Source organism: Allobaileyella intestinalis, from assembly GCF_009695865.1.
GTDB lineage: Bacteria > Bacillota > Clostridia > Peptostreptococcales > Anaerovoracaceae > Allobaileyella > Allobaileyella intestinalis.
In genome coordinates this window covers 1-23,433 of the sequence record NZ_VUNB01000004.1, presented here as the reverse complement: position 1 = coordinate 23,433, position 23,433 = coordinate 1, and the positions used below count along the sequence as shown (strand labels likewise).

26 protein-coding genes and 1 pseudogene are annotated in these 23,433 nt (G+C 44.4%); 5 read left to right on the top strand and 22 right to left on the bottom strand.

Annotated elements, in window-relative coordinates; translation table 11 throughout:
• Positions 1–126: 126 nt before the first annotated feature.
• On the bottom strand, positions 127–1,863 hold the full coding sequence (locus tag FYJ66_RS05120) for a diguanylate cyclase domain-containing protein (RefSeq protein WP_154572445.1): 1,737 nt from the start codon (positions 1,861–1,863) through the stop codon (positions 127–129).
• Positions 1,864–2,075: 212 nt separating this feature from the next.
• Here FYJ66_RS05120 and FYJ66_RS05115 point away from each other — a divergent pair, with 212 nt between their 5' ends.
• On the top strand, positions 2,076–2,612 hold the full coding sequence (locus FYJ66_RS05115) for a type IV pilin protein (protein ID WP_154572444.1): 537 nt from the start codon (positions 2,076–2,078) through the stop codon (positions 2,610–2,612).
• Between the two features lie 108 nt (positions 2,613–2,720).
• Here FYJ66_RS05115 and FYJ66_RS05110 read toward each other — a convergent pair whose 3' ends face one another.
• The 5 genes from FYJ66_RS05110 to FYJ66_RS05090 all read right to left on the bottom strand — a co-directional run bounded on the left by FYJ66_RS05110 (position 2,721) and on the right by FYJ66_RS05090 (position 8,531).
• Positions 2,721–3,344 carry a type II secretion system protein gene (locus FYJ66_RS05110; protein ID WP_154572443.1) on the bottom strand — a complete coding sequence of 208 codons (624 nt, stop codon included), beginning with the start codon at positions 3,342–3,344 and terminating at the stop codon, positions 2,721–2,723.
• Between the two features lie 59 nt (positions 3,345–3,403).
• A complete protein-coding gene (locus FYJ66_RS05105; protein ID WP_154572442.1) occupies positions 3,404–6,373 on the bottom strand; it encodes a bifunctional diguanylate cyclase/phosphodiesterase in 2,970 nt (989 codons plus the stop codon).
• 204 nt (positions 6,374–6,577) lie between these two features.
• Positions 6,578–7,477 (bottom strand): ACR3 family arsenite efflux transporter, encoded by a 900-nt coding sequence (arsB, locus tag FYJ66_RS05100; protein WP_276529032.1) that lies wholly within the window; start codon positions 7,475–7,477, stop codon positions 6,578–6,580.
• Positions 7,478–7,511: 34 nt separating this feature from the next.
• Entirely contained in the window at positions 7,512–7,844 is a 333-nt protein-coding gene (locus FYJ66_RS05095) for an ArsR/SmtB family transcription factor (RefSeq protein WP_154572440.1), read from the bottom strand.
• Between the two features lie 162 nt (positions 7,845–8,006).
• A complete protein-coding gene (locus FYJ66_RS05090; protein ID WP_206157001.1) occupies positions 8,007–8,531 on the bottom strand; it encodes a TetR/AcrR family transcriptional regulator in 525 nt (174 codons plus the stop codon).
• A gap of 135 nt (positions 8,532–8,666) precedes the next feature.
• Between FYJ66_RS05090 and FYJ66_RS05085 the strand changes: the two genes are divergently transcribed.
• Positions 8,667–9,458: a DUF1295 domain-containing protein gene (locus FYJ66_RS05085; RefSeq protein WP_154572438.1), complete on the top strand. Its 792-nt coding sequence runs from the start codon at positions 8,667–8,669 to the stop codon at positions 9,456–9,458.
• On the top strand, positions 9,458–9,985 hold the full coding sequence (locus tag FYJ66_RS05080) for a hypothetical protein (protein WP_154572437.1): 528 nt from the start codon (positions 9,458–9,460) through the stop codon (positions 9,983–9,985). The genes FYJ66_RS05085 and FYJ66_RS05080 overlap by 1 nt, the downstream gene beginning before the upstream one ends.
• Before the next feature lie 18 nt (positions 9,986–10,003).
• Here FYJ66_RS05080 and FYJ66_RS05075 read toward each other — a convergent pair.
• From FYJ66_RS05075 to FYJ66_RS05060, 4 genes and pseudogenes are all read right to left on the bottom strand, one after another.
• Positions 10,004–10,516 (bottom strand): annotated as a pseudogene (locus FYJ66_RS05075) (nitroreductase family protein).
• A 107-nt stretch (positions 10,517–10,623) separates the two neighbouring features.
• A complete protein-coding gene (locus FYJ66_RS05070) occupies positions 10,624–11,187 on the bottom strand; it encodes a pyridoxamine 5'-phosphate oxidase family protein (RefSeq protein WP_154572436.1) in 564 nt (187 codons plus the stop codon).
• Between the two features lie 2 nt (positions 11,188–11,189).
• A complete protein-coding gene (locus tag FYJ66_RS05065; RefSeq protein WP_154572435.1) occupies positions 11,190–11,888 on the bottom strand; it encodes an alpha/beta hydrolase in 699 nt (232 codons plus the stop codon).
• A gap of 11 nt (positions 11,889–11,899) precedes the next feature.
• On the bottom strand, positions 11,900–12,532 hold the full coding sequence (locus FYJ66_RS05060) for a GyrI-like domain-containing protein (protein WP_154572434.1): 633 nt from the start codon (positions 12,530–12,532) through the stop codon (positions 11,900–11,902).
• Between the two features lie 286 nt (positions 12,533–12,818).
• Here FYJ66_RS05060 and FYJ66_RS05055 point away from each other — a divergent pair, with 286 nt between their 5' ends.
• Positions 12,819–13,355: a methylated-DNA--[protein]-cysteine S-methyltransferase gene (locus FYJ66_RS05055; RefSeq protein ID WP_154572433.1), complete on the top strand. Its 537-nt coding sequence runs from the start codon at positions 12,819–12,821 to the stop codon at positions 13,353–13,355.
• 606 nt (positions 13,356–13,961) lie between these two features.
• On the opposite strand, the gene FYJ66_RS05050 is transcribed toward FYJ66_RS05055, so the two are convergent.
• The 4 genes from FYJ66_RS05050 to FYJ66_RS05035 all read right to left on the bottom strand — a co-directional run bounded on the left by FYJ66_RS05050 (position 13,962) and on the right by FYJ66_RS05035 (position 16,322).
• A complete protein-coding gene (locus FYJ66_RS05050) occupies positions 13,962–14,183 on the bottom strand; it encodes a hypothetical protein (RefSeq protein ID WP_338071150.1) in 222 nt (73 codons plus the stop codon).
• Positions 14,184–14,318: 135 nt separating this feature from the next.
• Entirely contained in the window at positions 14,319–14,996 is a 678-nt protein-coding gene (locus FYJ66_RS05045; RefSeq protein WP_154572432.1) for a DsbA family protein, read from the bottom strand.
• Between the two features lie 31 nt (positions 14,997–15,027).
• The gene (locus tag FYJ66_RS05040) at positions 15,028–15,906 is read right to left on the bottom strand and encodes a B12-binding domain-containing radical SAM protein (RefSeq protein WP_154572431.1); all 879 of its coding nucleotides are present in this window, start codon (positions 15,904–15,906) and stop codon (positions 15,028–15,030) included.
• 101 nt (positions 15,907–16,007) lie between these two features.
• On the bottom strand, positions 16,008–16,322 hold the full coding sequence (locus FYJ66_RS05035) for an ArsR/SmtB family transcription factor (protein WP_154572430.1): 315 nt from the start codon (positions 16,320–16,322) through the stop codon (positions 16,008–16,010).
• A gap of 185 nt (positions 16,323–16,507) precedes the next feature.
• Here FYJ66_RS05035 and FYJ66_RS05030 point away from each other — a divergent pair, with 185 nt between their 5' ends.
• Entirely contained in the window at positions 16,508–16,672 is a 165-nt protein-coding gene (locus tag FYJ66_RS05030; protein WP_154572429.1) for an integrase, read from the top strand.
• 52 nt (positions 16,673–16,724) lie between these two features.
• On the opposite strand, the gene FYJ66_RS05025 is transcribed toward FYJ66_RS05030, so the two are convergent.
• From FYJ66_RS05025 to FYJ66_RS04990, 8 genes are all read right to left on the bottom strand, one after another.
• A complete protein-coding gene (locus FYJ66_RS05025) occupies positions 16,725–18,026 on the bottom strand; it encodes a hypothetical protein (RefSeq protein WP_154572428.1) in 1,302 nt (433 codons plus the stop codon).
• Positions 18,027–18,322: 296 nt separating this feature from the next.
• Positions 18,323–19,264 carry a hypothetical protein gene (locus FYJ66_RS05020; RefSeq protein ID WP_206157000.1) on the bottom strand — a complete coding sequence of 314 codons (942 nt, stop codon included), beginning with the start codon at positions 19,262–19,264 and terminating at the stop codon, positions 18,323–18,325.
• A 53-nt stretch (positions 19,265–19,317) separates the two neighbouring features.
• Positions 19,318–19,542: a GNAT family N-acetyltransferase gene (locus FYJ66_RS09310; protein WP_417281402.1), complete on the bottom strand. Its 225-nt coding sequence runs from the start codon at positions 19,540–19,542 to the stop codon at positions 19,318–19,320.
• Between the two features lie 68 nt (positions 19,543–19,610).
• A complete protein-coding gene (locus FYJ66_RS05010) occupies positions 19,611–19,769 on the bottom strand; it encodes a hypothetical protein (RefSeq protein ID WP_465250559.1) in 159 nt (52 codons plus the stop codon).
• Between the two features lie 560 nt (positions 19,770–20,329).
• Entirely contained in the window at positions 20,330–21,238 is a 909-nt protein-coding gene (locus FYJ66_RS05005) for a radical SAM mobile pair protein B (RefSeq protein ID WP_154572427.1), read from the bottom strand.
• Positions 21,226–21,915, bottom strand: coding sequence for a radical SAM mobile pair protein A (locus FYJ66_RS05000; RefSeq protein WP_154572426.1), 690 nt, complete (start codon positions 21,913–21,915; stop codon positions 21,226–21,228). The genes FYJ66_RS05005 and FYJ66_RS05000 overlap by 13 nt, the downstream gene beginning before the upstream one ends.
• Entirely contained in the window at positions 21,912–22,349 is a 438-nt protein-coding gene (locus tag FYJ66_RS04995; RefSeq protein ID WP_154572425.1) for a radical SAM mobile pair system MarR family transcriptional regulator, read from the bottom strand. The genes FYJ66_RS05000 and FYJ66_RS04995 overlap by 4 nt, the downstream gene beginning before the upstream one ends.
• A gap of 223 nt (positions 22,350–22,572) precedes the next feature.
• Entirely contained in the window at positions 22,573–23,034 is a 462-nt protein-coding gene (locus FYJ66_RS04990) for a hypothetical protein (protein ID WP_206156999.1), read from the bottom strand.
• Positions 23,035–23,433 lie beyond the last annotated feature (399 nt).

Below are 23,433 nucleotides of genomic sequence, written 5' to 3'. Positions count from 1 at the left end.
TTTAACAATCGAAAAACAAAATGTAAATAGATTGTATTATTTCCCAATCATTAGAAAAATTATTTGCATTATTAGCAAAAATTGCCAGCCAGAAGGCCGGAAGCTGCATTTATGATTATTTCATTTTTAATCAGGCTTTCCATAATAACCGTACTCCTTCATGGATTCAACGTCCTGAATAATCACATAATAAATGTCTCCATGATGATCGTCGTGAACAAGCCTTCCGTTATCCATCACCCTTCTTATTTTTCCAGTTTTCGTAACGATTCTGTACTCAACATAGTCTTCCAGACCGGCAGAAGCCTCTTCAACGGTCTTTCTCCCCTTTTCAATCTGGTCTTTAATGGACTTCTCCACTCTTTCCCTGTCCTCTGGATGAATCATATATTTGAAGCTGGATTTGGTGAGTTGCAGAAACTCGTCATAGCTGTCACACTCATACAGAGAAACCAGATGGTCATTGGCAAAGAGAATCCTCTCGCTTTCATTTGCACTATATACCAGAAACGCTCCTGGCATTCCTGAAGTCATGTTCTTCACGCTGAATCCAAGCTGCTCTCTCTTAATATTTTCCATCTCCGGTTTGTAATGCATTGCACAATTCTTTCCCTGGGTCTTTGAAGCATAGAGAGCGTTATCCATCATGATCATAAGCTCCTCTCTGTTTCCTGCCTGGGAAGGGTAATCTGCATAGCCCGCCGATACCTTATATATAATGGTCCTGCCCTCTGATTCGAAAGATTTCGGGATGCTGGCAAAATCCTGTATCATTTTCCCGCACTTTTCCGGATCTTCATCTTTTATTATGACGCAGAACTCATCTCCACCTGTTCTTCCGATTATTGAATTTTCCGGGAAAAATTCTTTCAGGCTTGCGGCCATGTGGCGAAGCGCTGCGTCTCCTGTGTTATGGCCGTAAACATCATTGATCAGCTTGAATTCATCGAGATCCATAAATACCCCTGTAAAGCCTGCAGTCGTTTCATCATCTATCAAACGGTCCAGGCTGTAAATCAATCCCCCACGATTGAATATCCTGGTCAGGAAATCTCTATGTGCCTCTTCTTTAAGCTCTTTGTTTTTCTCCATTAATATCTTGTTGAATCTTGTAATAAATGAACCTGTGGTCAGGAGAATAATCAGCAGACAGACTACAGACATAATAATATCTATGCCGATGAGATACGGTTTCATTCTTTCCTTCTGGATTTTTTCATATACCCTGATACTGTTCAGGTTCTCTCCTTCACAGATTACCCAGTTATATCTTTTGTACACCCGCGCATATGTAATCTTCTCAGTAACTTTGTTACTATCTAATTCCTTGAAATAGTAATTGTAGAAACCGCTGCCCTTTCCGTTTACAATATCAAGTTCTTGTCTGTAAGGATAATTCCCCTTCTTATCCCTGGTATTTGTTGAAAGAAGCTGTCCCTCTGTTTCCGGAAGGTTAGGATGTATAAGCCTGATTGCATACCCATCTCCTCCGTTGTAATCAATGATCTCGTTGACCCACATGTATCTTCCATCAAGATACTCGTCTGAATGGATCTTTGCGTACACCCGTTCCTGAACGGATTCCTTTACCTGCTCATCAGTCATTCCCTTTTTTTCAAGCAACACCCTGGTGGAATCAATGTCTTTTACTGTATTATCCACAGACGACTTCAGGTCCTTCTTTTCGTTTTCCAGCATGTTTTTGTAACCAAAATCAGTAATCAACTTTGACTGTACTGAAGTGCTTATGAAAAAAATGATATTCATCTCAATCAGCAGGATTACGGCCATGAGAAGAAAACCATAAACAGTCTTCTTATTTATGAACGGGAAAACTCCCCTGGTATCTGTATTTTTTCTCATGTGTACCCCCGCAGTTAGAGAATTTCGTGAAAAGAAACGACCTGGCAGCTCATAATTTGTATTTTAACACAGATTGCGCTGATTCAGTACATACAATAGCCAAAATGCCCATTTTCTATATGCTTGAATTTTGGTAAATATGGGTTTACAGTATTGACAGTAGCTTATTCAGTTAAATTGCACAAAAATATGCACTAAACCAGAGGCGAAATATGAAATTGACTATTGATTTAAAGAATAATATAAAGAACAGATTAAATGATACTGAGGGAGCTAAGCTTAAGAGCACAAAAGGCTTCACCCTTGCAGAGCTGCTCATTGTGGTTGCCATTATCGGAGTTCTTGTGGCAATATCCATTCCGATTTTTACCAGTCAACTTGAGAAGAGCCGGGATGCGGCTTCGGTGGCAAACATCAGATCAGCATACGCTGAGGCCCAGGCAGCATACCTCTCTGGAGACACTACAAAGTCAGGATGGTATGAGGGCAAGCACCATATGTGGATTAATTACAATAGATCTCTGGGATATGTAAACGCTATAGACGTGGTTGTCCAGATTAAGAGCAAGAAGCAGAACAACTGGAGCGGAATGGGAAATAATCTCCCGGGTGACCTTAAAGGCGTAAAAGACAACAAGACTTCAGGTAAATACCTTCTGGCCATAAACTATGATAGTGATGGGAATATTACCAGTGCGTCTCTGTCAGAAATAATTCCTGCCTGGAAGGATCTGCCTGACCTGAATTAGCCGGGAAGGATTATACCGACAAGTACGTGATAACCGTTACAATCTATCCTCCAAACCAATGCGTTACCGCATATTTCAGCCGGTGGTAGCTTAGCTGCTATGCCGGCATTATTTCATTTTACTTTCTTTAAACTTTTCACCCATGTTATCTGTCCGGTTCACCTTGGATCCAGTTTCGGGAAATGCCCCGGACTGGCCTCCGAAACCGGAATAAACAGCAGTTCGGTATCCTGTTTTCTGATCATAGACGAAAGCTGCGCAGTACCAGTCCCAGCCCATAGAACCGTCCTTTTCCCATCGGCTTTTTACATGAATCTTATCTGTATCAACGCTGTGTAATTTAAGGAGTTTTTTCAGCTCTTTGTTCTGCCGGAGTCCGCCGGCACTGGTTTTTCCATCAATGGTTACGCCCGGATCAGCCAAAACCAGTGCATTTCCCTTTCCCGGAATATTCCCATACCCGCTCGGCAGTTCATCTCTGCCTTTGAATACGATTACATATATTCCACCCCGGCCACCTTCTCCCGAAGTAAGATCCACATTGCCGGCTTTTACAGCATCAGTCAGTATTGTCTGTACCGTCCTGGCATTGGTGATATCAACATTCTCTCTGCTCTTCTCAAGATGGCGGCTGAAAGCAGGAAAAAAGATGATCATCAATAGTGCGATGGCTCCGATTATTGCCAGGAGCTCTGCAATTGTAAAACCATGATTATCAAATTTTCGCAACATATGCAGAACCTTCTTTCAATCCCCCTTATGTCAAATTGCAGCTTCAAATTTCTTCCCAGTCAATCTACACAGGCAACCCTGTTTTTGCCTTCTGACTTGGCCTTGTACATGGCTTTATCAGCCCTTCTTATCATGTTTTGATAATCCTCTGGCTTCGATGTATAACCTATTGACACGGTAATATATATGTCTGTATTTTCTCTGATATGTATCTTGGTATTTCTAATCTTTTCCAGAAGATCTTCTGCTTTTTTCCCAATATCAAGTCTGTGATCAGAGGTCAATCCTACAAATTCCTCTCCGCCGTAACGGTAAAAGGTTATGCCGTTAGCTGTACCGAAGTCCTGCAGGATTTTTCCCAGAGTCTTCAGACAGGAATCACCACCGTCGTGGCCGTAATTGTCATTAACCAGTTTGAAGTTATCGATATCGATAAACAGCACCTCCCTAACCTTTCCGTCCTTCTGTCCTTTTTCCCGGTTCAGAACGTTGTAAAGATCCAGACGGCTGTTCAGACCGGTAAGACAATCGTAGCGCCTGTCCCTGTCAGCCTGGGCGTACAATTTCCATGCCTCATCCACCTCCTTGCGGAGCTGGTTTCCCTCCCATTCTTCATGCTGCTGCACTTCTTTGGAAATATCCACACCATAAATGATGCTCTCAACATGATTGTTTGAAGGGTTGTCTATCATGTGGGCAGTGATCCGGGACCATCTGATAGAAAGATCATCATAATAGGATTTTGTTTCCAGAATGATCTGGCGCTTGTTGTTCCCGTATTCTTCCAGCTGTGAATCCCTGCAGAAAACACTGAAGAAATGATCCTGTCCTTCTTTGTCTGGGACAAAGGATGCAATGCGTCTGATCAGTTCATCTACACTTCCCAGTCCCTGCATCTCTCTGGCGTTACGGGCTTTTCCCTGAGAGCTCAGCCATCTGTCAGCTGTCAGGTCCATGTGGAAAACACCTTGACCCTCGGGAATATTCTCCAGAATGCTGCGCAGCTGATCGGCATAACGTCTTTGTGCTGTTTTTGTATTTGTTACATCACGTCCGTATTCGATAAAGACCTTTCTGCCGTTCCATGTAGTATATCTTGCTTTCAGCGCAAATGTGTGAATTCCGTCGTCTACTTCAACTTCTTTTTCCGTCTCACCGTCCATGAGTTTCATAGGACAATGACCGCATGGAGCGTTAAGGCCCAGCATATACTGATAGCACTTCTTCCCTTCGTAAGGAAGATCCGGATGACCAGAGACCATCTTCGTCAAAGCATTTGCATATACCATTGTATGGTCCTCCGGGTAACAAACCTGGATAAACTGTCCTGAATGGTCAACGAGATCGAGAATGGTGTGAAGGTCGAACTGATGAGGCCTGTTTTCCACTGGCCCGCTGGTTTCTTCAGAATCGGAAATCAAGTTTGAATTTAAATATTCACGATATTCTTCTTCTGAAAGAGGTTCTGAATAGTAATATCCCTGAATACAATCACAGCCTAGCTCCTTCAGGTACTTGAGCTGCTGGGGGTTTTCCACTCCTTCTGCCACCGTTTGAAGACCTATGACATGACACAGGTTGATGGTGGATTCAATAACAGCTCTTGCAGTCGGTTTTGTAACTATCTGGTCAATGAAAGACTTGTCTATCTTAACCATGTCAAAGGCATAATCGCTGACCATTCCAAGGGACGAATATCCTTTTCCAAAATCGTCCAGCAATACCTTGGAACCGGCCTGACGTATCTGCTGAATAAGATAGTCGCAGTTTTCCTTCAGAATTGACACTGCTGTTTCCGTTATCTCGTAGTGAATGTACTTTGCCGGCAGCAGACTTTCCTGGGTGAGATCAAGTATTTCGTTTATGAATGAGTCATCGTAAAAATCCTGACGGGACAGATTAATTGAGACAGGTACTATCTGGCTGCCCTTATTTCTCAAGTCGTTCTGAAGATCGTAAACCTTTCTCAGAACATATCTGTCAAGCTGCGTTATGAATCCGCTGGTTTCCAGTGCAGGAATAAACCTGTCCGGACCTATAAATCCCTGAGTAGGGTGCTCCCACCTGATAAGGGCCTCAGCAGAACAGATCTTTCCCGACGCAGTCTCAACAACAGGCTGATAGTAAATTTTGAATTCGTTATTTCTCAGGCTGTCGTTAAACGTTGAAATAATTTCTACCTGGTCTATGTACTTCTCAACCACTGCAGGGTCAAACAGAGCAACATTTCCATCTTTCCAGAGATCTGTATTCTTTTTGGCGAAAATAACCTTATCCACCATGTGTGACACAGAAAGTTCTGAATCTTCCACAAAATATATACCGCAGCGCAAGTGCATGGTAATATTGCGGTCGTCTCTGGGCCACTCCATAGTGAGAATGTTTTCCAGACTATTTTTCTGGAGATTTTTCTTCTGTACAAGGAAAAGAAACTTGTCTGACTCCAGCCGTGCAGACACTACAGGTTTAAGGAAGCTGTCCCTAAGCTTTGCAAAAACGAACTGGAGAATCCGGTCTCCCGCCTCATTTCCAAAGGTGTCGTTCAACGCCTTGAAATTGCGTATGTCGAACAAGATCAATCCGTAGTCCGTCTTATTGTTTCTGGAAAAAATCCGCTCTGACTGGCGGATAAACCCCTTTCTTGAATATCCTTCTGTAAGGGTGTCAAAATACTCCTGTTCCAGCAGCTTGTTCAGCTCCTCTTTCGTGCGGGGAAGCTTTGCTGAAATAGTAGCGCTTTCACCAACAGTACTCATTACAAGGGCGTGACCAATTTTTCCATTTCCCATGGTGACTTCAACTGCGTCCACCGTTTCATAGATGTTGCGAATAGGGTCCAGATATGTCTGAGGCCCCTGAATATTATTGGCCACAGGACATGGAGGACAGGGCTCATCCAGATTCATGAGACACTGATAGCACTTCTTGCCTACTTCAAGAGACGGATATAGTTCTTTTATAGTGTTATTGATAAATAAAACATTGTAATCTTCATCGATAATATATGTACCCGATGACTTTTCATTCATTTTTTTATGACTCCTTGGCGATTATACTTACATTTAATTATACTTCCCATCAATGGAATTTACCAATAAGCACCTTGAAAAAAACGAAGGACCCCTTGGGGGTCCCCCGTCTTCTCTGAATAAATCTACGGCTATACCTCTCTTGTGTATTTCTTCAGCCACTCTTTTTCCTCATCATCAAGATATGGATTGAACTATTCCACATTATCGATCCACCTGACTCCTTTTATTTGCTATTTTTACAAGAATCAGCATCACAGGTACTTCAGTCAATACACCAACTGTTGTTGCAAGTGCTGCCGGTGAAGTTGTTCCGAAAAGTGCAATTGCAACTGCCACAGCCAGTTCAAAGAAGTTGGAAGCGCCAATCATTGCCGCTGGTGCAGAAATATCATGAGGCAGCTTAAACAGAGCACAAGCGCCGTAAGCAATAAAAAATATCAGAAAGGTCTGAATGATCAGCGGCACGGCGATCAGAATAATGTGAATTGGATTTGACAGGATCACCTCTGACTGGGAACTGAAAATTATCACCAGCGTCAACAGCAGCCCGGCAGTCGTTGCATTATCGAACTTATGGATGAAAATATTTTCCAAGTAATCCTCTCCTCTGTTCTTGATGACTGTTATCCTGGTAATAATACCGCCAAGAAGAGGAATTACCACAAACAGAAAAATGCTTACAAAAAGTGTGCTGTAAGGAACTGCCACGTTTGAAACTCCCAGCAGGAACTTCACAATAGGCACAAAAGCCACAAGGATGATAAGGTCGTTAGTTGCCACCTGTACAACTGTATAGGCCGGATTTCCTTTTGTCAGAGTACTCCACACAAAAACCATTGCTGTACACGGTGCTGCTCCCAGAAGAACCGCACCGGCAAGATATTCAGTGGCCAGCTCTGGAGTTATGAAGGCTTTGAAAACTATAAACAAGAACAGATATGCTATTCCGTACATGGTGAAGGGTTTTATGAGCCAGTTAGTTACCCAGGTAATGAACAGTCCCTTCGGATTTTTTCCAACTTGTTTTATGCTCTGGAAATCGACTTTTATCATCATTGGATAAATCATTACCCATATGAGTATTGCAATAGGCAATCTCAATGGATTGCCTGTGTTTATAAAACTTATTACAGCATTATCGCTGGCCCTGTGCTTTGCATTTACACCCGTAGGGAACACTGGAGTCTGTTTCACAGTCACATCTTGCATATGAACCGATCATTTCGCGGAATTCTTTCACCCCTTCTGAAGAAATGAAATAATGCATCCACTTTCCCTCTTTATAGTATTCGACCAGTCCGCTGTCTGAAAGGATCTTCATATGGTGAGACAGGGTTGGCTGAGTAATATTCAGTTCCTCCAGCAGCTCACATCCGCACTTTTCCCCATGCTGAAGAGCAAGCATGATGGCAAGTCGATTTTCATCGGTAAGCGCCTTTATTTTTTTTACATCTTCCCGTAACCCCATTGAACCACCTCCAGATTCCGGACATATGATAGCAAACGCATTTACAATTGTCAATGTATCAATACAACTGTTTACCGGTATGCATCCTTTATGATTGTATTCTTCAAGAAGTCATTAAACATTTCGTATATATTCCAACGCGAACATGTGCTAGAAAAGCTCTTACAAGGACGAAGCGATCTGTGCCATTTCCTCCGGTGTCTCCCTCATATCATGAGAAAACCACAGGAGCAAACAGGAATAAATCCCGCCAATCCGGTAAGCCGTCCGGTATTGATCTCTAGCCGCGTCATTTGTGCCCTGATCTTCCAATTCTTTTTCTTCGTCAAAATCGAAATAGTCCCTCAAAACATCCATGAGCAGTCCCGAAAGCCCTGCACTGTCCATGGAAAGAATCTGTTTTTTCTTATCATACAGTGCCTGGAAGACAGGCTTAATAAAAGAAGCAAAGTCCTTCTGAAGAATTTCTCTGTCACCTTCAGCTTCCTTTATTATTTCTGAAAGGCAGCAGCGAAGCACATCTTCTTTTGAGCTGAAATGCCTGTAAAAAGTGGCTCTGTGCACCCCCGCCCTCTCTGCGATCTCGCCAACTGAGATATCACCATAATCCTTTTTTTCCATGAGCTGCATAAGAGCCTCAGTCAGATATTCCCGGATCAGGCTGTGATCAAGATTTTTTCTTCTCAAAAAGCGACACCTCCCCCTCCTCTGTTGCAGATATTGGTTTTCCCGCTGAAAAGCATTGAAAATAACGACACCTGTCGCTATCATTGATTATGCTTCAATTACATAGAACCTTTCAAGCAATATTCGAGGAGAAACATGAAAACATTTCTGATGATCTTTGTGCTGGCCATGATCGCCAGCTCCTGCGGTTTCCGCAAATACGTGTGGTTCATCTCACTGGGGTACGGCGCAGCCGTTGCACTGATTGGTGCAGGCCTTCTGTTTCTATTTTCCCGGGTACTAACCGTGGGAACGATTCTGGAGTGCGTGCTGTTTATTGTATACGGCTGCAGGCTGTCCGGATATCTGGCCTACCGGGATCTGAAAACTGCGTATGCCGGGCGCATGAAGGGAGAGGTAAAAACTAATGACGGAGTCTCCTTTGCGGCTAAGATGGGAATCTGGATCTCAGCAGCGATTCTGTATGCCCTTCAGACCTCTCCTGTTACTTTCCGCCTCATGGAAGGAAGTGGCACCGATGGATTCTGCATGGCAGGCCTTGTAATTTCTGCTGCCGGACTTATCCTGGAAACAACCGCAGACCTTCAGAAAAACAAAGCTAAGAAAAAGAATCCCCGCCGTTTTGTAGACACCGGCCTGTTCCGCCTGGTGCGCTGTCCCAACTATTTCGGGGAGATGGTCTTCTGGACTGGAGTATTCATCTCAGGCTTGAATGTATACAGCAGCACCCTTCAGTGGATCGTCGCCATCCTCGGTTACGCCGGGATCATCTACGTTATGTTCGGCGGAGCCCGCAGGCTTGAGATCCGTCAGGACAAGAACTACGGAAATGATCCGGAATACCGGAAATACAAATCCGCCACACCGATCATGATTCCCTTCATTCCTCTCTACTCGGTGAAAGATCATAAATGGCTGGTGGCGTAATGAATATGAATAAGAACAGGAAAAAAGAAATTTCGAATAGTCGGGTTTCTTCGGCCGTGCCTGAGGGATTTTCTCTTGCCATGGCCATTGTGGACTGTCTGCCAGTGCTGTTTTTCAGCATCAGCTCAGCTATCCTGGCAATGCGTTTTGACAGCATATTTTTCCGTATTGGAGTCACCCTTGTGATTATTGCCGGAGCACTTAAAGCAGGCTGGAAATTCGTCATCGCCCTGGTTCACAAAGACGTGCCTTTTCTCAGCAGGCAGATGGGGTTTCTTATGCCTGCCGGTTTCCTGCTGGTGCTTATAGCTCTCATAATTGATCACAGGAATTGGTCCTTCGGCGCCGTTGCCGGACATATGGTACACATGCCAGCTCTGTTATTTTTCCTCTGCGGAGCAGCCGGCCTGGTGATAATGACATGGCTGGCCAGAAGCCAGGACCGGAGAAACCCAAAAGCTAACTGGATAGAACAGATAGTAAACTCCTTGTCCCAGTTCTGTATAATGATGGGGATTTTTCTTTAGAAAGGCATGCTATTACAGTCACTCCACCATGCTGTCCCATTCTGGATACTCAGTGTGCCTCGGGGCCGGCTTGCAGTCCGGGTCTGCATATCCTGCAGGCATCAGGAGAACCGGAACAAGATTGTCCGGCAGGCCGAAGGCTTTTGCGGTCTCTGTGTTTGGGAAAAAGTTTACCCAGCATGTGCCTATTCCCAGGTCTGCTGCTTCCATCATCATGTGAGTTGCAACGATCGAAGCATCTTCCTGTCCGGATCTCACGCCCTCTTCCAGGGGATTGTGCCACTCTTTTTCCTTATCATAGGCGATCAGGAATACTGTTTTAGCCCCGAAGATGCACCTGGTCAGACTATTTATCTTATCCAGAGCTTCCTAGCTCTGAAGCACATATATCTTCACTGGCTGAAGATTTTTTGCCGTCGGCGCCACCTTGGCTGCTTCCAGAATTTTTTCCAACTTATCCTTTTCTATAGGCTTGTCAGTGAATTTACGCACTGAGTAACGCTCTTTTGCCAGATCGAGAAAATTATTCATATCAAAATCTCCTTTCTTATCAGCGCTTGATCAATTTGTCCGATACTCATAGTTCAACTTGTCAAAAGTCCTGCCATTTATGCTTAATGCCGAGGGATCAACACTTGTCAATTGCATACCGCTCTTTCAGTTTCAATACGCACTGTTCCTCCCGTTTCACCAACTGAATGCCAGATCTGTCTGGTTCCATATCCGTTTTTCTTGAAGTCTGAATTAAGACAGGTCATTTCTTCCGGCACCAGTTTAAGGAGCCACATGGGCTCAGCCAGCTTTTTCAGTGTCTCCAGTGGAATCTTCCGGAAAGCTGCTGCTGAATTATATTCATCAGTAAAAGGCTCTATTATATCTATATTTCCTTCAACTTGAATGGACTTCAGACCGCCGAAAGATGGGTCAGGATCAAAGATCGCCGCTGCTCCATGCCGGTTCTCCTGCAGGGCCTTGAACTTCATGCCCCCTTCTGTGAATATCCACAGCGCACCATCATGCCATGAATATTCCAGAGGTGTGCAGCGGATGAAATCCCTGGTGCTGACTGCCAGGGCCAGTACCTTGTGAGAAGAGAGAAAGTCGTCAATCCACCCGGAAAGCCTCTTCTGATCCAGCCTCTTTTCTCCCTGATCCTTCTTCGTCCAGAAGGAGATAGCTTGAGAAAATTGTTCGTCAGTCATTCTTACCTCCATTTATCTGCTTCTATGCACCACAGAAATCCCTTTGCCGTTCTTTTCCCTGAATCCTGAAAATGGCCGCCTGCATTCCACTCTAATGTGGACATGATGTTCTGCTCTTTCAGGATTTCCGCCTGAGTTCTGATAGAATCCCTCACACGCCTCATTATCTGGTTCTTTGTTTTTTCCTCTCTGTCTCCCAGACTGAGATAGATGATATCTGTCATAGGCTTGTGTTCTTCTGCGTATTGAACCCAGCCTTCGAACCACACAGATGGAGAAGCGGCGGCTATGGCATCGAAGGTTTTCGTCTGATAGCCGCTCCAAAGGCTGAACAGCCCTGCCAGCGAATATCCCCCTAAGATGATCCTGACGTTTTCGTCAAGGCGGTATTTTTCACGGACCTGAGGCAGTAACTTTTTTTCTAGAAAAAGAAGAGTCTCTCCCGCGGACCCGCCGAAGCCTTCTTTTCCAAAGACCGCAGCCATGGCCCACGGCGACAGTTCATCGTTCCAGTTCTCGGCCTGAAAAGCAACAAATAAAATGCCTTCATCTGCCTTTGCAGACAGGATATCCATCTCCTCACCCAGGGCTTCTATATCGTGTTCATCCACAGGCTGCAGCAGAAGGTATCCGGGCTTGCCGCACATATATGCAATACAGTTCTTTCCATCAACATTAAATTCTTCTTTTTTCCAGTTCATTTATATTTCCTTTATGCTTTCTTTATAGGGTGCCTGATTACGGTCTTCAGCTTCTCCGGTGCCACCTTTCTGGCGTCGCTGAGATAGATCTCGTGGTGGTGTCTCTCATCTGTGATATCCAGTGTATATCCCTGCTGATCAATAAACTCATGCATCCGCGCTACTGTTTCCGGCTCAGCGTCATAAGGACCGATGTGCATGCACTGAACGCAAAGTCCCTCATCAATTGACAGGAATTCAATCTTTGAAAAATCCTTTTTCTTTTTCCTCGTCCCTTCTTCCACAGCCCATTGATATTCATCCCTGGTCACGAAATCCGGGAGGCGTATAAGTGAGATCCACCGGAAATCTTCCTTACGACTGTAATCTACACCTTTTACGCCATCCTGCCACCAGAAGCCTTCAAGAGGAGGAACCACGAAATCAAAATACCCGTCCATCTGGTGATTGCCTTTCTTGCTCATCTTTATGGTATAGGCGATTCCATAGAGCAGGCCAATGGACTGCTTGTATTCTCCCTCTTCCTCATTGGGGTCACCCTTCCCGCGGACTCCAATGTAGTTCATGCTTGGGACCATCACGATGGACGGCTTTTTCTCTGGCATGTAGAATTCTTTGTATTCTTTCTTATAATCAAACGCCATGGGACGACCTCCTGTTTACATGCGATATATGTCAGTCTTCCAAATGCTTGCATATGGATTCGCTGTAAAATGCCTTGCTTAGATTATAAATTTTGCTCGCAGATCAATCAAATTATTGTTGATACTCTTGGCATCACCCATTTATTTTTGCCGTTTACGTCGCCTTTATTAAATGATAAAGTCTCTCCCCTTAAGGAACCTTGCTTGTGTTTTGCGCTCTGAGTGTTACACTTTTCAGAGGGTGACAAGTTTTTTCTAAAAAGGCGAAAAAGATCGGGAGGTCGAAATGATCTATACAAACCATTACAAATCACCTCTGGGAAATATTTTGCTTGCAGGTGATGAAGAAGGACTGACCGGCCTCTGGTTTACGGACGGCGGCAGATATACAGGCCTTGGGCTGAAAAAAGATGCCATTCCACGAGATACAGAGTATTTTGAACAGACGAAAAGGTGGCTGGATGTTTATTTCACAGGCCGCGATCCCGGCTTCGTGCCGAAAATACATCTGGTTGGTTCGGACTTTCGAAACCGTGTGGGCGAGATCATGTGTCAGATCCCCTTCGGCCAGACCGTCACATATGGATGGATCGCTGACAGAATAGCGAGAGAAAGGGGTCTTGAAAAAATGTCTGCCCAGGCCGTGGGCGGTGCGGTGGGACACAATCCTATCTGTATCATTGTCCCATGTCACCGTGTTGTTGGTGCCAACGGAAGCCTGACCGGATACGGCGGAGGAATCCTTAGAAAAAAAGCACTCCTGGAACTGGAAGGATTGGACATGGGCCGGTTTTCGATTCCAAGGAAAGGTACTGCATTATAAATAACAACAGAGACAAATATACCTGCTTCGTATGGAGTATGAAAGTTTTTCTGTAATTAAAGGTTTTCCGTGAGAAGTGTATAGTGGGCTGGTCAGTTCCTTCTGACCAGCTCTTGAACATATGATCTTGTGATCTCTGCTATTCAGGCAAGCGCTCCGGGTACATAATCTTGTTCCCCCTGTTTCTTTCTTTGTCGGGCTTTAAATATTAATAGCGTAATTGTATTTGGCAGAATCAAGCTTATTGAGGATGAGGATACCGCAATAAAAATCTGTACCAATCTCACAAAAAGTTCACGGATGATGAAGAGTATTTACAAAAAGAATTGAAAAATGCTCTGCCGAGAGTACAGTGCCTTGAACTCATTCCTGAGCATATGACAGGGAAGCTGGTTAATGAATCATAAATAGTGTCTGCTGAATGATTCCGGATTTTTTGAAATCATCAGATTTCCAGAGCTCTGGTCAAAAGCTCATCGAGAAGATCACCGTCTTTGCCGACCGCTTCACCGCGAAATTCAAATCCCGGCTTGCAATCGATATCGAAGCATAAAAAGGCTCCTCGCCGCCGACGCATTTGCCGGTAGTGAGGAGCTTTGGTCTCGTTTAGATAATCTGTCCCGGAAGTTTCAACTTCTTCTTTGCGGGGAATCCCTTGTCGAATTTCTCCACATCGGAATCATCCACATAATATCCCTGCGGTGTCTGGTATACACCAGTAACGCCATCGAGGTATCCCGGAATCAGTTCCTTGCAGAGGAAAAATGAGTCATCCGCGCCTTCCGGCGGCCTACTGTGACGAAATCCACCATGCAGGCCCACAGCCACGGATCAAATTCCTCAATCACACCGTTCTGTTCTTTCAGCTTCCCGATGAAATCCTCGATCCGTTCTGACCTTGTGTTATCGTGATTGGTTCAAAGATTTTCGTCAGTTTCATAATGCCCTCATTCAAATAGCTTATTAACAACCTGTACCGTCGATATTACAGGCAACGGGCGTATTGTATTCATCATTAAAGATCCCGCCCTTTTCCTTAATGATATTCAGATTTTCCTCTAAATCATTGAGGGTAATTGCACTTCCTTTTAAGTCATAATATTTCCCATTTATTTCAAGAAGCAGCGTCGGGAAGGATGTGACGCCTATTTTTCTTGCCTCATAAAAGTCCGGATGGTACTTGCCCTCTTCAGAAATACGGATGAACTCCTCTGCGATCTTGTCTGCAGGAAGGTCATAGGATTTAGCAATTGATTTGATCGTCTCCACGTCAGAAAGTGATTTACCATCCAAATAGAATGCTTCATGCATCTTTGACGCAAGATTAACATGTTCTCCTTTAGGTAAAAAGCTCCTGAGAACTCCAAATCCTATTGCGGCATCATTCGAATCAGGAACCATACTCCCCGTTTCTAACAGGTTCAGATATGGCTTGCCGAATTCCACTCCAAACATATCCGCAATTCTTTTATTCGTATCACTCATATACGGAAATGCCGAAAGCGGATGACCGTCCATAAATAATCCACCTGATAACGCCGTTACTTCCAATTCCGGATGTGCTTCAATAAACGGTTTAAGAATTGTTTCAAACCCATAGCACCATCCACAATAGCTGTCAAAAATATAATACACTTTCATCTAAATACCGCCCTTCTGATTTTTATCCAGGTTACAGGCTTCTCATGCTGTCTCTTCGTATCCGAAGCCGTTCCTCGCCCTGTTCATTCACTCCCTGTTTGAGCATCGCCAGTATCTTCTCTTTGTCATCTGGAAGATGTCCATATACCGGCATCATGTTGGAGACATTCGTTGCATCCAGCAGAGTGTGGATATCAAGCGTCTTCACAAAGGTATATAGTTCCTGTATCTTCTCTGTCTCTGTAGCTTCTACAAACTCACCTCTTCTTACTTCCTCCATAAGCGGTGTGTCAGGGAAGATGGAGAGTCCGGAAGCCAATACCCTGACAGGCGACAGGTGGTTTAACACTTCCGCCGTTTTTATTGCATGCCCCATTCCATAATCATGGCCTCCCAGCCCGTATAAGAAGATGACAGAATAATGCATTCCTGCTTCATCCAGCTTGGAGAGCTGCTCCACTATATCACTGGCATGATAACCCTTATTCATCTTATCGAGAACAGCATCATCACCCGACTCGATTCCGAATACGATCATGTCGTATCCCATTTCTTTCAGTGACTTAAGCTGCTCCACAGACTTGTTCTTTACGCTGTCAACCCGGCCATATCCACCAACGGAAACGCCCCATGGCAGATATTCTTTGATCAAGTCCATGATTCTTTTAAGCCTGTCGTAACTCAGCAGGAACGGATCTGCCCCCTGCAGAAAAATCCGCTTTACCTTCCATCCGGAATCCCGGATCTCCTGAAGATCCTCCCGTATCTCACTCTCCGGAGATACGGAAAAAGGTGCTTCCTTGTAAAAGGTGCAAAAGCGGCACTTATTATGCGAACAACCCGACGTTACTTGTAAAAAACAGGAACCAGCCTCATAAGGCGGTCTGACGATTCCACATGAAAAATGCATACAAATTCCTCCTCGTTTCTATATATCCTTATATCTCGCTTTGTCGATATGTAATGGTTTAAATTAAACGGGATCTTCATCCCGTCTAATCTATGCACAACTTAAATTTCGTGACCGAAGTAGTCTGCCAGCGCAGTGATGGTCTCTTCATTCCGTCTGTAATATGTCCACTTTCCGTGCCTTTCGGAAAGAAGCAAGCCTGCTTTTTGCAGCATATCCAGGTAATGAGATGCGGTTGACTGTGATATCCCGGCTTTGTCGCGGATGCTTCCAACACACACACCGCCTTTCAGATTCACCACATCATCAAAATGTCCTCCCTGCGGCGGAAAGTTTTTCTCCGGTTCCTTCAACCACTCAATAATACTGAGCCGTGTTTCATTTGATAGTGCTTTAAAAATTTCAATCTTATCCATGCACCTATTATATCTATTATTCGCGATATATCAATGCTTATCAGTAAAAAAACGGCTGATAGAGAAATATATTTACTCTATCAACTGCCACATCAGAGCCATACAATGCCATCGATGATGAGATTTTCCGGCTCCGTGACCAAAAAGAAAAGTCCGAGGTCGATAGTTATCACCGGGAAGAAGCCATGAACCGGATCAAGGAGCTTCAAGTCTTCAACTCCGGGCAGGAAACCGACATCACAGAGTTCGATGATGCGTTGGTCAAAAAGCTCATCGAGAAGATCACCGTCTTCTCCGACCACTTCACCGTGGAATTCAAGTCCGACATCACAATCGAAATCGAAGCATAAAAAGACTCCTCGCCACTGAACTTAATCAGTAGTGAGGAGCCTTTCTCTTTATTTATTCTGCTTTATCTATTGGCAAATAGAAGATTTTACCGTCTTTTGAAATCAGTTGCACATCCTCGGCGTACAGTTCACTGTTATCCTGCGGATGTTCAATAGATTTCGCTGACGCTTGAGCCGTTATCATGCCCACTGTTTTTTCGTCAATCGCCCTGAAATTACGTTCGTCGTTAAATAATCCGGGAAGAAAGTGAATAACACCATCGAAGCCAGTTCTTTTACGCCTGATTTCATCGGTATCAATGCCTAATCGTTTTACGGATGTCTGATGCCACCCAGTCAATAATGCTTGGGTATCTTCCACCTGCTTTGTGTATGTCGGCAATAGCGCTACACATTGCTCTCTTGATACAGCACCCATATGAAGCGTATACCTCAAGTCGGAAATCTTATACAGAACATCAAGTAATGCTTTCTGGTACGTATACCAGTTTTGCGCCTCTTTTAATTCCTTTTCATAGGCTGTATAATCCAGATCGTTTTTCTTTGAATAGCCAGCCAGTGTTAAATTGACCTGACCAAGCAACTGCGTGCATTCTTCTTCCAGACTATCGAGCTGTGCAATCTTTGACAGCCTCAATTCATCATTCTCAAGGATCTCTACTTGAAAATCAGCAATTTTCTTAACATGAGCAACGAGCGAAAAAACTCGGCTTCGAAACTCGTTGTCTTGGAAATCAGACATTTTAAATATACCATCGCTGATTTCACCCAATTCCGCATTTATCTGCGTCATGTAATACTGCCCGACAACCATTGACGCAACTCCCATAGCTGCCGCTGCAGTGTTTGCTACTACAGCAGTTCCTTTTTGAGCTTGAACTGCCACAAGATTTGCATGACCTTGAATTCCATCAGCACCGCGATAAAATCCTCGAACCGCTCCTTCCATAGCCTGAGAATTGGTAAGCTTAGCACCAGCCGGAATTATGGCACGATACAATACTTCGTTTCCCGCTTTTGCAGCTTGGACTGCATTTGTCCCAGCTACACCAGCTTGCGCCAATCCGGGAACAAGATTATTCACCCGTGCCAGAACTTTACTATCAGTTATCTCTACCAGCCTACTCTCGTCCGGTATTTCTTCTGCAGGGAGCATTTCCATCTGAATAACAAGTTCATTGAGCTTTTGATCTGACTGAGATAATTCGCTGATTTGCTTTGTAATTATCGTACCGCTATCCTTATCAGATTTATCCTCATCTTCGGGCGAACTCACTCGTTTTCCCCTATAAGTTAGCAAAGCAACAATGGCTACCACCGCCACAATGCATATTCCAACGACAACATACTCCATTTTCGAAGTTCCTCCTTTTACTGTTCTATAATAGAAACAGTAAATTTTGCGAATAAATCAAGCCTTACCAGCGTGGAATTCTTCATCGATATTCACCTCCTTGTTGATAACAAGGTAAGTAATTTTTATGCTAATTGCAATGCATTTTCATAAAATTGATAACAGTAATATTTTGAAATTGTCAATTCTATTTCCCTTTCATAAAAAACAAACTGGATGCCGCCTGTAAGGTACAGGTCAGCATCCAGTTGTTACATGGCGCCGCTAGTCAATGTGTTCAGGATTCTGGGGACCCCTCATTTTCCTGTTTGTTCTTTTCTCATCGTATCGCGGGCTTTCCAAATCGCATTCCAGTCCGTCTCGCCTTCATCCGTAAGGCCATTTTCTTGAGCATATTCATGGTTGTTAGACCATGTACTGTTCAAACCAAAAGAAACCTCCGAAAGACCACCTCCGGCAAAAGTGACATATACGTTCTGTCCATTTGCTAATTTGCCGAGGTCTTTTACGTAAATATTGGGCCAAGGATTATCCGCTGCAACCACAATGGTAGCACCTCCAACCGGGTGATTATTCGGCTTGTATTCAAGCTTCCACTTCACGCTATTGATCTGCTCCACGCTCCAATCCCTTGATGTCCAGTTATCCGGCACATCAATATAGAAATAGTCGTTGCTGTAATCGTGTCCACTCGAAGATGCAGCTGTTTTTTCAGCCACCGCATCATCTCTGCGTGTCTGCGCTTTTTTCTTGAGCGTTTTCAATTTAGAAGTGCTGATTCCGCTGTCTTTCGCCGCATCGCAGGCTTTTTTGATTTCTTCGTCCGTCACTTTTTCTGCGGCAATCGGTGTGATTGTGATTTCCGACTTAACTGAAACTTTGCCGTCTTTGGAAATGCTGACATCTGTGCTTGCGCCATCGACATTATATATTGTCCCATCTTTTGCAATAGGAGAATGACTCACAGTGAACGTGTATTTTCCAGGTTTAAGTGCAATATCAGATGACGATGTGCCGCCATAAAAAGACTTGTTAACAGCGGTCCCCCAAATATCCTTCCCTTTTACGTGTATGGGAATTTTCGTCCCCTGCTTCGTATCCAGCCCTTCTGCGTTAATCACGAGGGGGACACTGTAGGTTTTCGAATGCTGAATGTGTATATACCAGATTGCACCGCAGCAGAGTACAGCTGCCGCTATCACGGCCACCAGGATTTTTATTTTTTTGCTTCCGTTCACTTTTGCTTCCTCTCTATGTTTTATCTATGATTCTAGCACGTATACGCGGAGATTTATAGTGCTGACCGCCGCATAGAGGCGGCACAGATGCGGCCTTTGCCTTCCCGTATAAAGCTATTATTTTTCTCCAGCGCTCTCTGTGATGCCACATTCGGAGCATATACAAGCCCTGTGATGCGGATGATATCTAATTCCAAAAAGACTGCGGCACAAATCTGACGAACAGCTTCTGTCATGATTCCCTTTGACCAGCAATCTGTCAAGAGCAGATACCCGATCTCTCCGTCCTTGCAGTAGACATCTGATTTTTGCTCGACTGAGATGTTTCAGACAATTTTACCATCAGCTACAATTGCTCGAAAAATACCGTCCTTTCCATCGTGCTCAGATATATTTCATGATGCAAACTTTGCTCTGTAATATCCAGAATATAGCCCTGCTGCTCCATGTATTCATGCATAAGTGCGACTGTGGCAGGCTCATCGTCATAAGAACCAATGTGCATGCACTGAACGCACAAGCCCTCATCATCAATCGTACTGCTCTTGCTCTTCCTCTTGCGCTTCCTTCACGCTAGGCGTCCGCCTGTGCTGCATATCAACCGACCTGTCGCATTCTCGCCTGATTGCGCTGTTCGCCGCCTTAAGGCGCTTCTCGGCGTCCCACATCTTGCCGCGCTTCTTCACCCAAAAATCAAGCCTATTGGCGATTTAAGTGCATTTCTTATCTGATGCATGACCACGTGCAAATAATGTGAGAACACTTATCATCAAGTGCTCTCACATCTTTTTTCATGACTTAGAGTGATTTTTTGCTTATTAGCTGTCTCTATTCAACCTTCTCGAAGTGCCGAAATGCCTCCACTATCGCGTCATGCTTCTCTTTCGGGTTAAGAGGCAGACCGTCTCCACATGCCCCGAGACAGTAGAAAAAATAATCATACTGGTTCATGCTGTCTGGGAATTGGTCAAGGTAGGGACATGCTGTTCGGGAATTTGTCAGAAATATGATGCTCCATTACCTTCAATGATATCAGCGACATTGCAAAACACATTGAACTGGAAGTTAGCGATTTCTTTTTCCGGTATTCTCTGTCCCACGGATTTCTTCATGATAGAAATAATCTACGATCACCGGATGCCCCTGTGGAACTCTGCCATAAGGCATTTCATTATCCACAAAGGCACAATCATACTTCTTAGCCATTTTCTCAGCTTTTACTTCAAGTGCTTCAAAGTAGCTACGGTTATGCTTGTTATAGATCTCGTCGTAAAGTGGTACCAGATCAGGATATTTTCCGGCGATATAATCCATAATTGTCTTTTTGAAACTGCCTCGAAGATTGAGATTTTCGAGCCAGAACAGATCGCACTGATCCTTTACCCGATCAAAGATTGCTTCAAAATCCGTGATACCGGGGAATACCGGGGATACGAAACAGACTGTACGGATACCTGCTTCATATACCTGCTTCATAGCAGAGATACGGCGCTCAATGCTCGAAGCAGAGTCCATATCGTTCTTGAAATTTTCATCCAGTGTGTTGATTGACCATGAAACGGTTACACGTCCAAGCTTCTTCAGCAGATCAATATCCCGTACCACAAGATCCGACTTTGTGCAGATCAGAATATCTGCGTCACTGCCGATCAGCTGCTCCAGAAGTTTTCTGGTATTCCCGAATTGCTCCTCCTGTGGATTGTAGCCATCTGTCACAGAACCGATGACTACCCGCTGTCCGGCATATTTCTTCGGATTTTTAATTTCCGGCCAATGCTTCACATCAAGGAAAGTGCCCCATTCCTCCTTGTGCCCGGTAAAGCGCTTCATAAAAGAAGCATAGCAATACTTGCAGGCATGTGTACAGCCCACATAGGGATTGACCGAGTAACCGCCTACCGGCAGACTAGACTTTGTCATGATGTTCTTTGTTTCCACCTCACGAATGAGGATTCCATTTATTACTTCTTCCATGATTTCTGTGCCTCTAACACTTTATTAAATTCTTCCGGCATTTTCTGAATCATATTTTCATCCCCTATGATAGGGACAAGGTCTTCCTTCATAAACACCGGAATGCCGAGCCTATGTGCCTGGTCCGTCAGAGACCATGCCCATTCCGGCTTCGTATGAATCTTCCTGCTCTGAGCTCCGGTCATGGTGCCCACAACGATCCAATTGATTCCGGAAAGGTCAACTATGCCGGGATCGTCGAATAACGGCTCAAAGGTAACGTGGTAATGTTTTGCTCTGACATTTTTCCGAATGGCGTCGATACGCCACAGTTCTGCTTTCCTCGTCACCGTAACGCCAAACCATGCGTTTTCCAGATCGGTATCAAAATCCAGCAAATCAGGTCGCTTGGTAAGGAACAGGAACTGATGCTGTGGATTTTCGCGGATCTTTGCAAATACCTCGTCTCTCCATTCCGGCTTCCATCCGGAGAGATCGCTCATGCCGGTAAGTAGAAAGTTCTGCGGACGTTTCTTTTCCATCATCTTGAGCTTACCCGGAAAGAATTCAGGGTAAGCGAAGTCATCAATCATATGCCAGCGTTTCACATTGTTGCGGGCATAGCAATATGTACACCCCAATTTGCAGCCAATGACGATATTCATGTTCTGAATCTGATCTTTGATACAAATACTCATGACTTCTGCCACTCCTCAAGATTCTTTCTGATGCGGTCGAGGTATTCCTCAAACTGGGTAATTTCTTCCTCTGAAAAACCTTTGTAGTAAATACTGCCCATCTCATCAGATACAGAATCGTACACGCCCTTTAAGGCATGTGCTTTCTCAGTCAGAAACAGGAGTGTTTTTCTTTTGTCCGTTTCAGACTGAACACGGCTTATCAGCCCTTGATTTTCCATTCTTTCCAGCATCGTAGTAAGAGATGTTATCGCTAATCCGCATTTAGTCGAGAGTGCCCTGATTGAGATACCATCCTCCTGCCACAGCACATAAAGAATACGTCCCTGGGCTCCATTAAACGCATCAATATTCTTTTCACTGAGAATCTTCTCGAAAATCCGGTCTCCAAGCTGTTTTATTTTGGTGACAAGAAATCCTCCATTCATGTCCATACAAATGCTCCTATATAGTAGTTTATTAAAAACATACTATATAGGAGCTTTATTGTCAACAATTTATATGTCTTAATAGGTAAATTCCGATTTCACGGCCAGTTCGACCGCGCTGTTTTCTTCCTCGGCAGACTCTCCTCCGCCTCCCTTTTCACATAGGTCAATTCTGATTTTTCCGGATCGTCCATTTGACTTCATAGTCTGTAACCTCATGTTCAGGCTCTCATTCATTCAAAAGATTCCTTAAGTTTTCTCCGATATCACCTGTCAGGGCTAATGTCCTGTCTGCCAGCGCATCCGGAACGTTGATTTCTCCCGGCATATTCATCGTAATGAACTTCCAGGAAGGGTATTCCGCTGCCATTCCCATCGTCGGGGCTTTGATCAGCTGGTTCCGGCTCCCAATGCCAAGCTCAAAGAGCAGAGCATTCTGCTCGGAATACTCCTGAAGGAATGCGTAAAATCTCTGCCGCTGGCCGTTCCACTCCTCAGACCCCTCCGTAAGGCCTTCGAAGTTACCTTCCACTTCGAAGATTCTGTCCCGGTCAAAACCATTCATCTGAAAATGCGCGTCGCCGTTACTGGTCACGATAAAATATGGTTTATTCCTGACAATTGAAAGCAGGTTTTTCATTACCTCACTGCCATGGTAGTCGTCAATTAAATACTGATGAACCGTCTGCATATATTCCTCATGATCGGCCGCCGTCATCGGCGTGAACACACCGCGGATCAGGGAGTCCAGGCCGTACTTCTGACGGAACTTCCAAAAGTACCTTCTGAACGACCCATCATCCGCAAAAATATGATACCCCTCCGCGATGGAAAGCCCGTTGCTCGCCGTGATCAGAATGGCGTCCGTGTTCTTCAGCCAGTCTTTTGCCTCTTTATAATCGTTTACTTTATATTCCGCTATTTTTCACCTTCTATAATCATGCAACTGTGACTTTCTTCTCCATTTTCACCAACGCCGCAAGGCAGGAAGCCCCGACTTCTGTAAGTCGTGGGAGGAATGCCCGTTTTAGCGGCGTATTTTCTTTATGTAACATTGTTCTTCGCCAAAATATATAATATAATAATTTTG

Excerpts from the sequence above, each read along its gene's own strand:
- FYJ66_RS05120 (WP_154572445.1), bottom strand. The coding sequence starts at position 1,863 with ATGAGAAAAAATACAGATACCAGGGGAGTTTTCCCGTTCATAAATAAG.
- FYJ66_RS05115 (WP_154572444.1), top strand. The coding sequence starts at position 2,076 with ATGAAATTGACTATTGATTTAAAGAATAATATAAAGAACAGATTAAAT.
- FYJ66_RS05110 (WP_154572443.1), bottom strand. The coding sequence starts at position 3,344 with ATGTTGCGAAAATTTGATAATCATGGTTTTACAATTGCAGAGCTCCTG.
- FYJ66_RS05105 (WP_154572442.1), bottom strand. The coding sequence starts at position 6,373 with ATGAATGAAAAGTCATCGGGTACATATATTATCGATGAAGATTACAAT.
- FYJ66_RS05095 (WP_154572440.1), bottom strand. The coding sequence starts at position 7,844 with ATGGGGTTACGGGAAGATGTAAAAAAAATAAAGGCGCTTACCGATGAA.
- FYJ66_RS05085 (WP_154572438.1), top strand. The coding sequence starts at position 8,667 with ATGAAAACATTTCTGATGATCTTTGTGCTGGCCATGATCGCCAGCTCC.
- FYJ66_RS05080 (WP_154572437.1), top strand. The coding sequence starts at position 9,458 with ATGAATATGAATAAGAACAGGAAAAAAGAAATTTCGAATAGTCGGGTT.
- FYJ66_RS05070 (WP_154572436.1), bottom strand. The coding sequence starts at position 11,187 with ATGACTGACGAACAATTTTCTCAAGCTATCTCCTTCTGGACGAAGAAG.
- FYJ66_RS05065 (WP_154572435.1), bottom strand. The coding sequence starts at position 11,888 with ATGAACTGGAAAAAAGAAGAATTTAATGTTGATGGAAAGAACTGTATT.
- FYJ66_RS05060 (WP_154572434.1), bottom strand. The coding sequence starts at position 12,532 with ATGGCGTTTGATTATAAGAAAGAATACAAAGAATTCTACATGCCAGAG.
- FYJ66_RS05055 (WP_154572433.1), top strand. The coding sequence starts at position 12,819 with ATGATCTATACAAACCATTACAAATCACCTCTGGGAAATATTTTGCTT.
- FYJ66_RS05045 (WP_154572432.1), bottom strand. The coding sequence starts at position 14,996 with ATGAAAGTGTATTATATTTTTGACAGCTATTGTGGATGGTGCTATGGG.
- FYJ66_RS05040 (WP_154572431.1), bottom strand. The coding sequence starts at position 15,906 with ATGCATTTTTCATGTGGAATCGTCAGACCGCCTTATGAGGCTGGTTCC.
- FYJ66_RS05035 (WP_154572430.1), bottom strand. The coding sequence starts at position 16,322 with ATGGATAAGATTGAAATTTTTAAAGCACTATCAAATGAAACACGGCTC.
- FYJ66_RS05030 (WP_154572429.1), top strand. The coding sequence starts at position 16,508 with ATGAACCGGATCAAGGAGCTTCAAGTCTTCAACTCCGGGCAGGAAACC.
- FYJ66_RS05025 (WP_154572428.1), bottom strand. The coding sequence starts at position 18,026 with ATGGAGTATGTTGTCGTTGGAATATGCATTGTGGCGGTGGTAGCCATT.
- FYJ66_RS05010 (WP_465250559.1), bottom strand. The coding sequence starts at position 19,769 with ATGCACATTGGTTCTTATGACGATGAGCCTGCCACAGTCGCACTTATG.
- FYJ66_RS05005 (WP_154572427.1), bottom strand. The coding sequence starts at position 21,238 with ATGGAAGAAGTAATAAATGGAATCCTCATTCGTGAGGTGGAAACAAAG.
- FYJ66_RS05000 (WP_154572426.1), bottom strand. The coding sequence starts at position 21,915 with ATGAGTATTTGTATCAAAGATCAGATTCAGAACATGAATATCGTCATT.
- FYJ66_RS04995 (WP_154572425.1), bottom strand. The coding sequence starts at position 22,349 with ATGGACATGAATGGAGGATTTCTTGTCACCAAAATAAAACAGCTTGGA.
- FYJ66_RS04990 (WP_206156999.1), bottom strand. The coding sequence starts at position 23,034 with ATGCAGACGGTTCATCAGTATTTAATTGACGACTACCATGGCAGTGAG.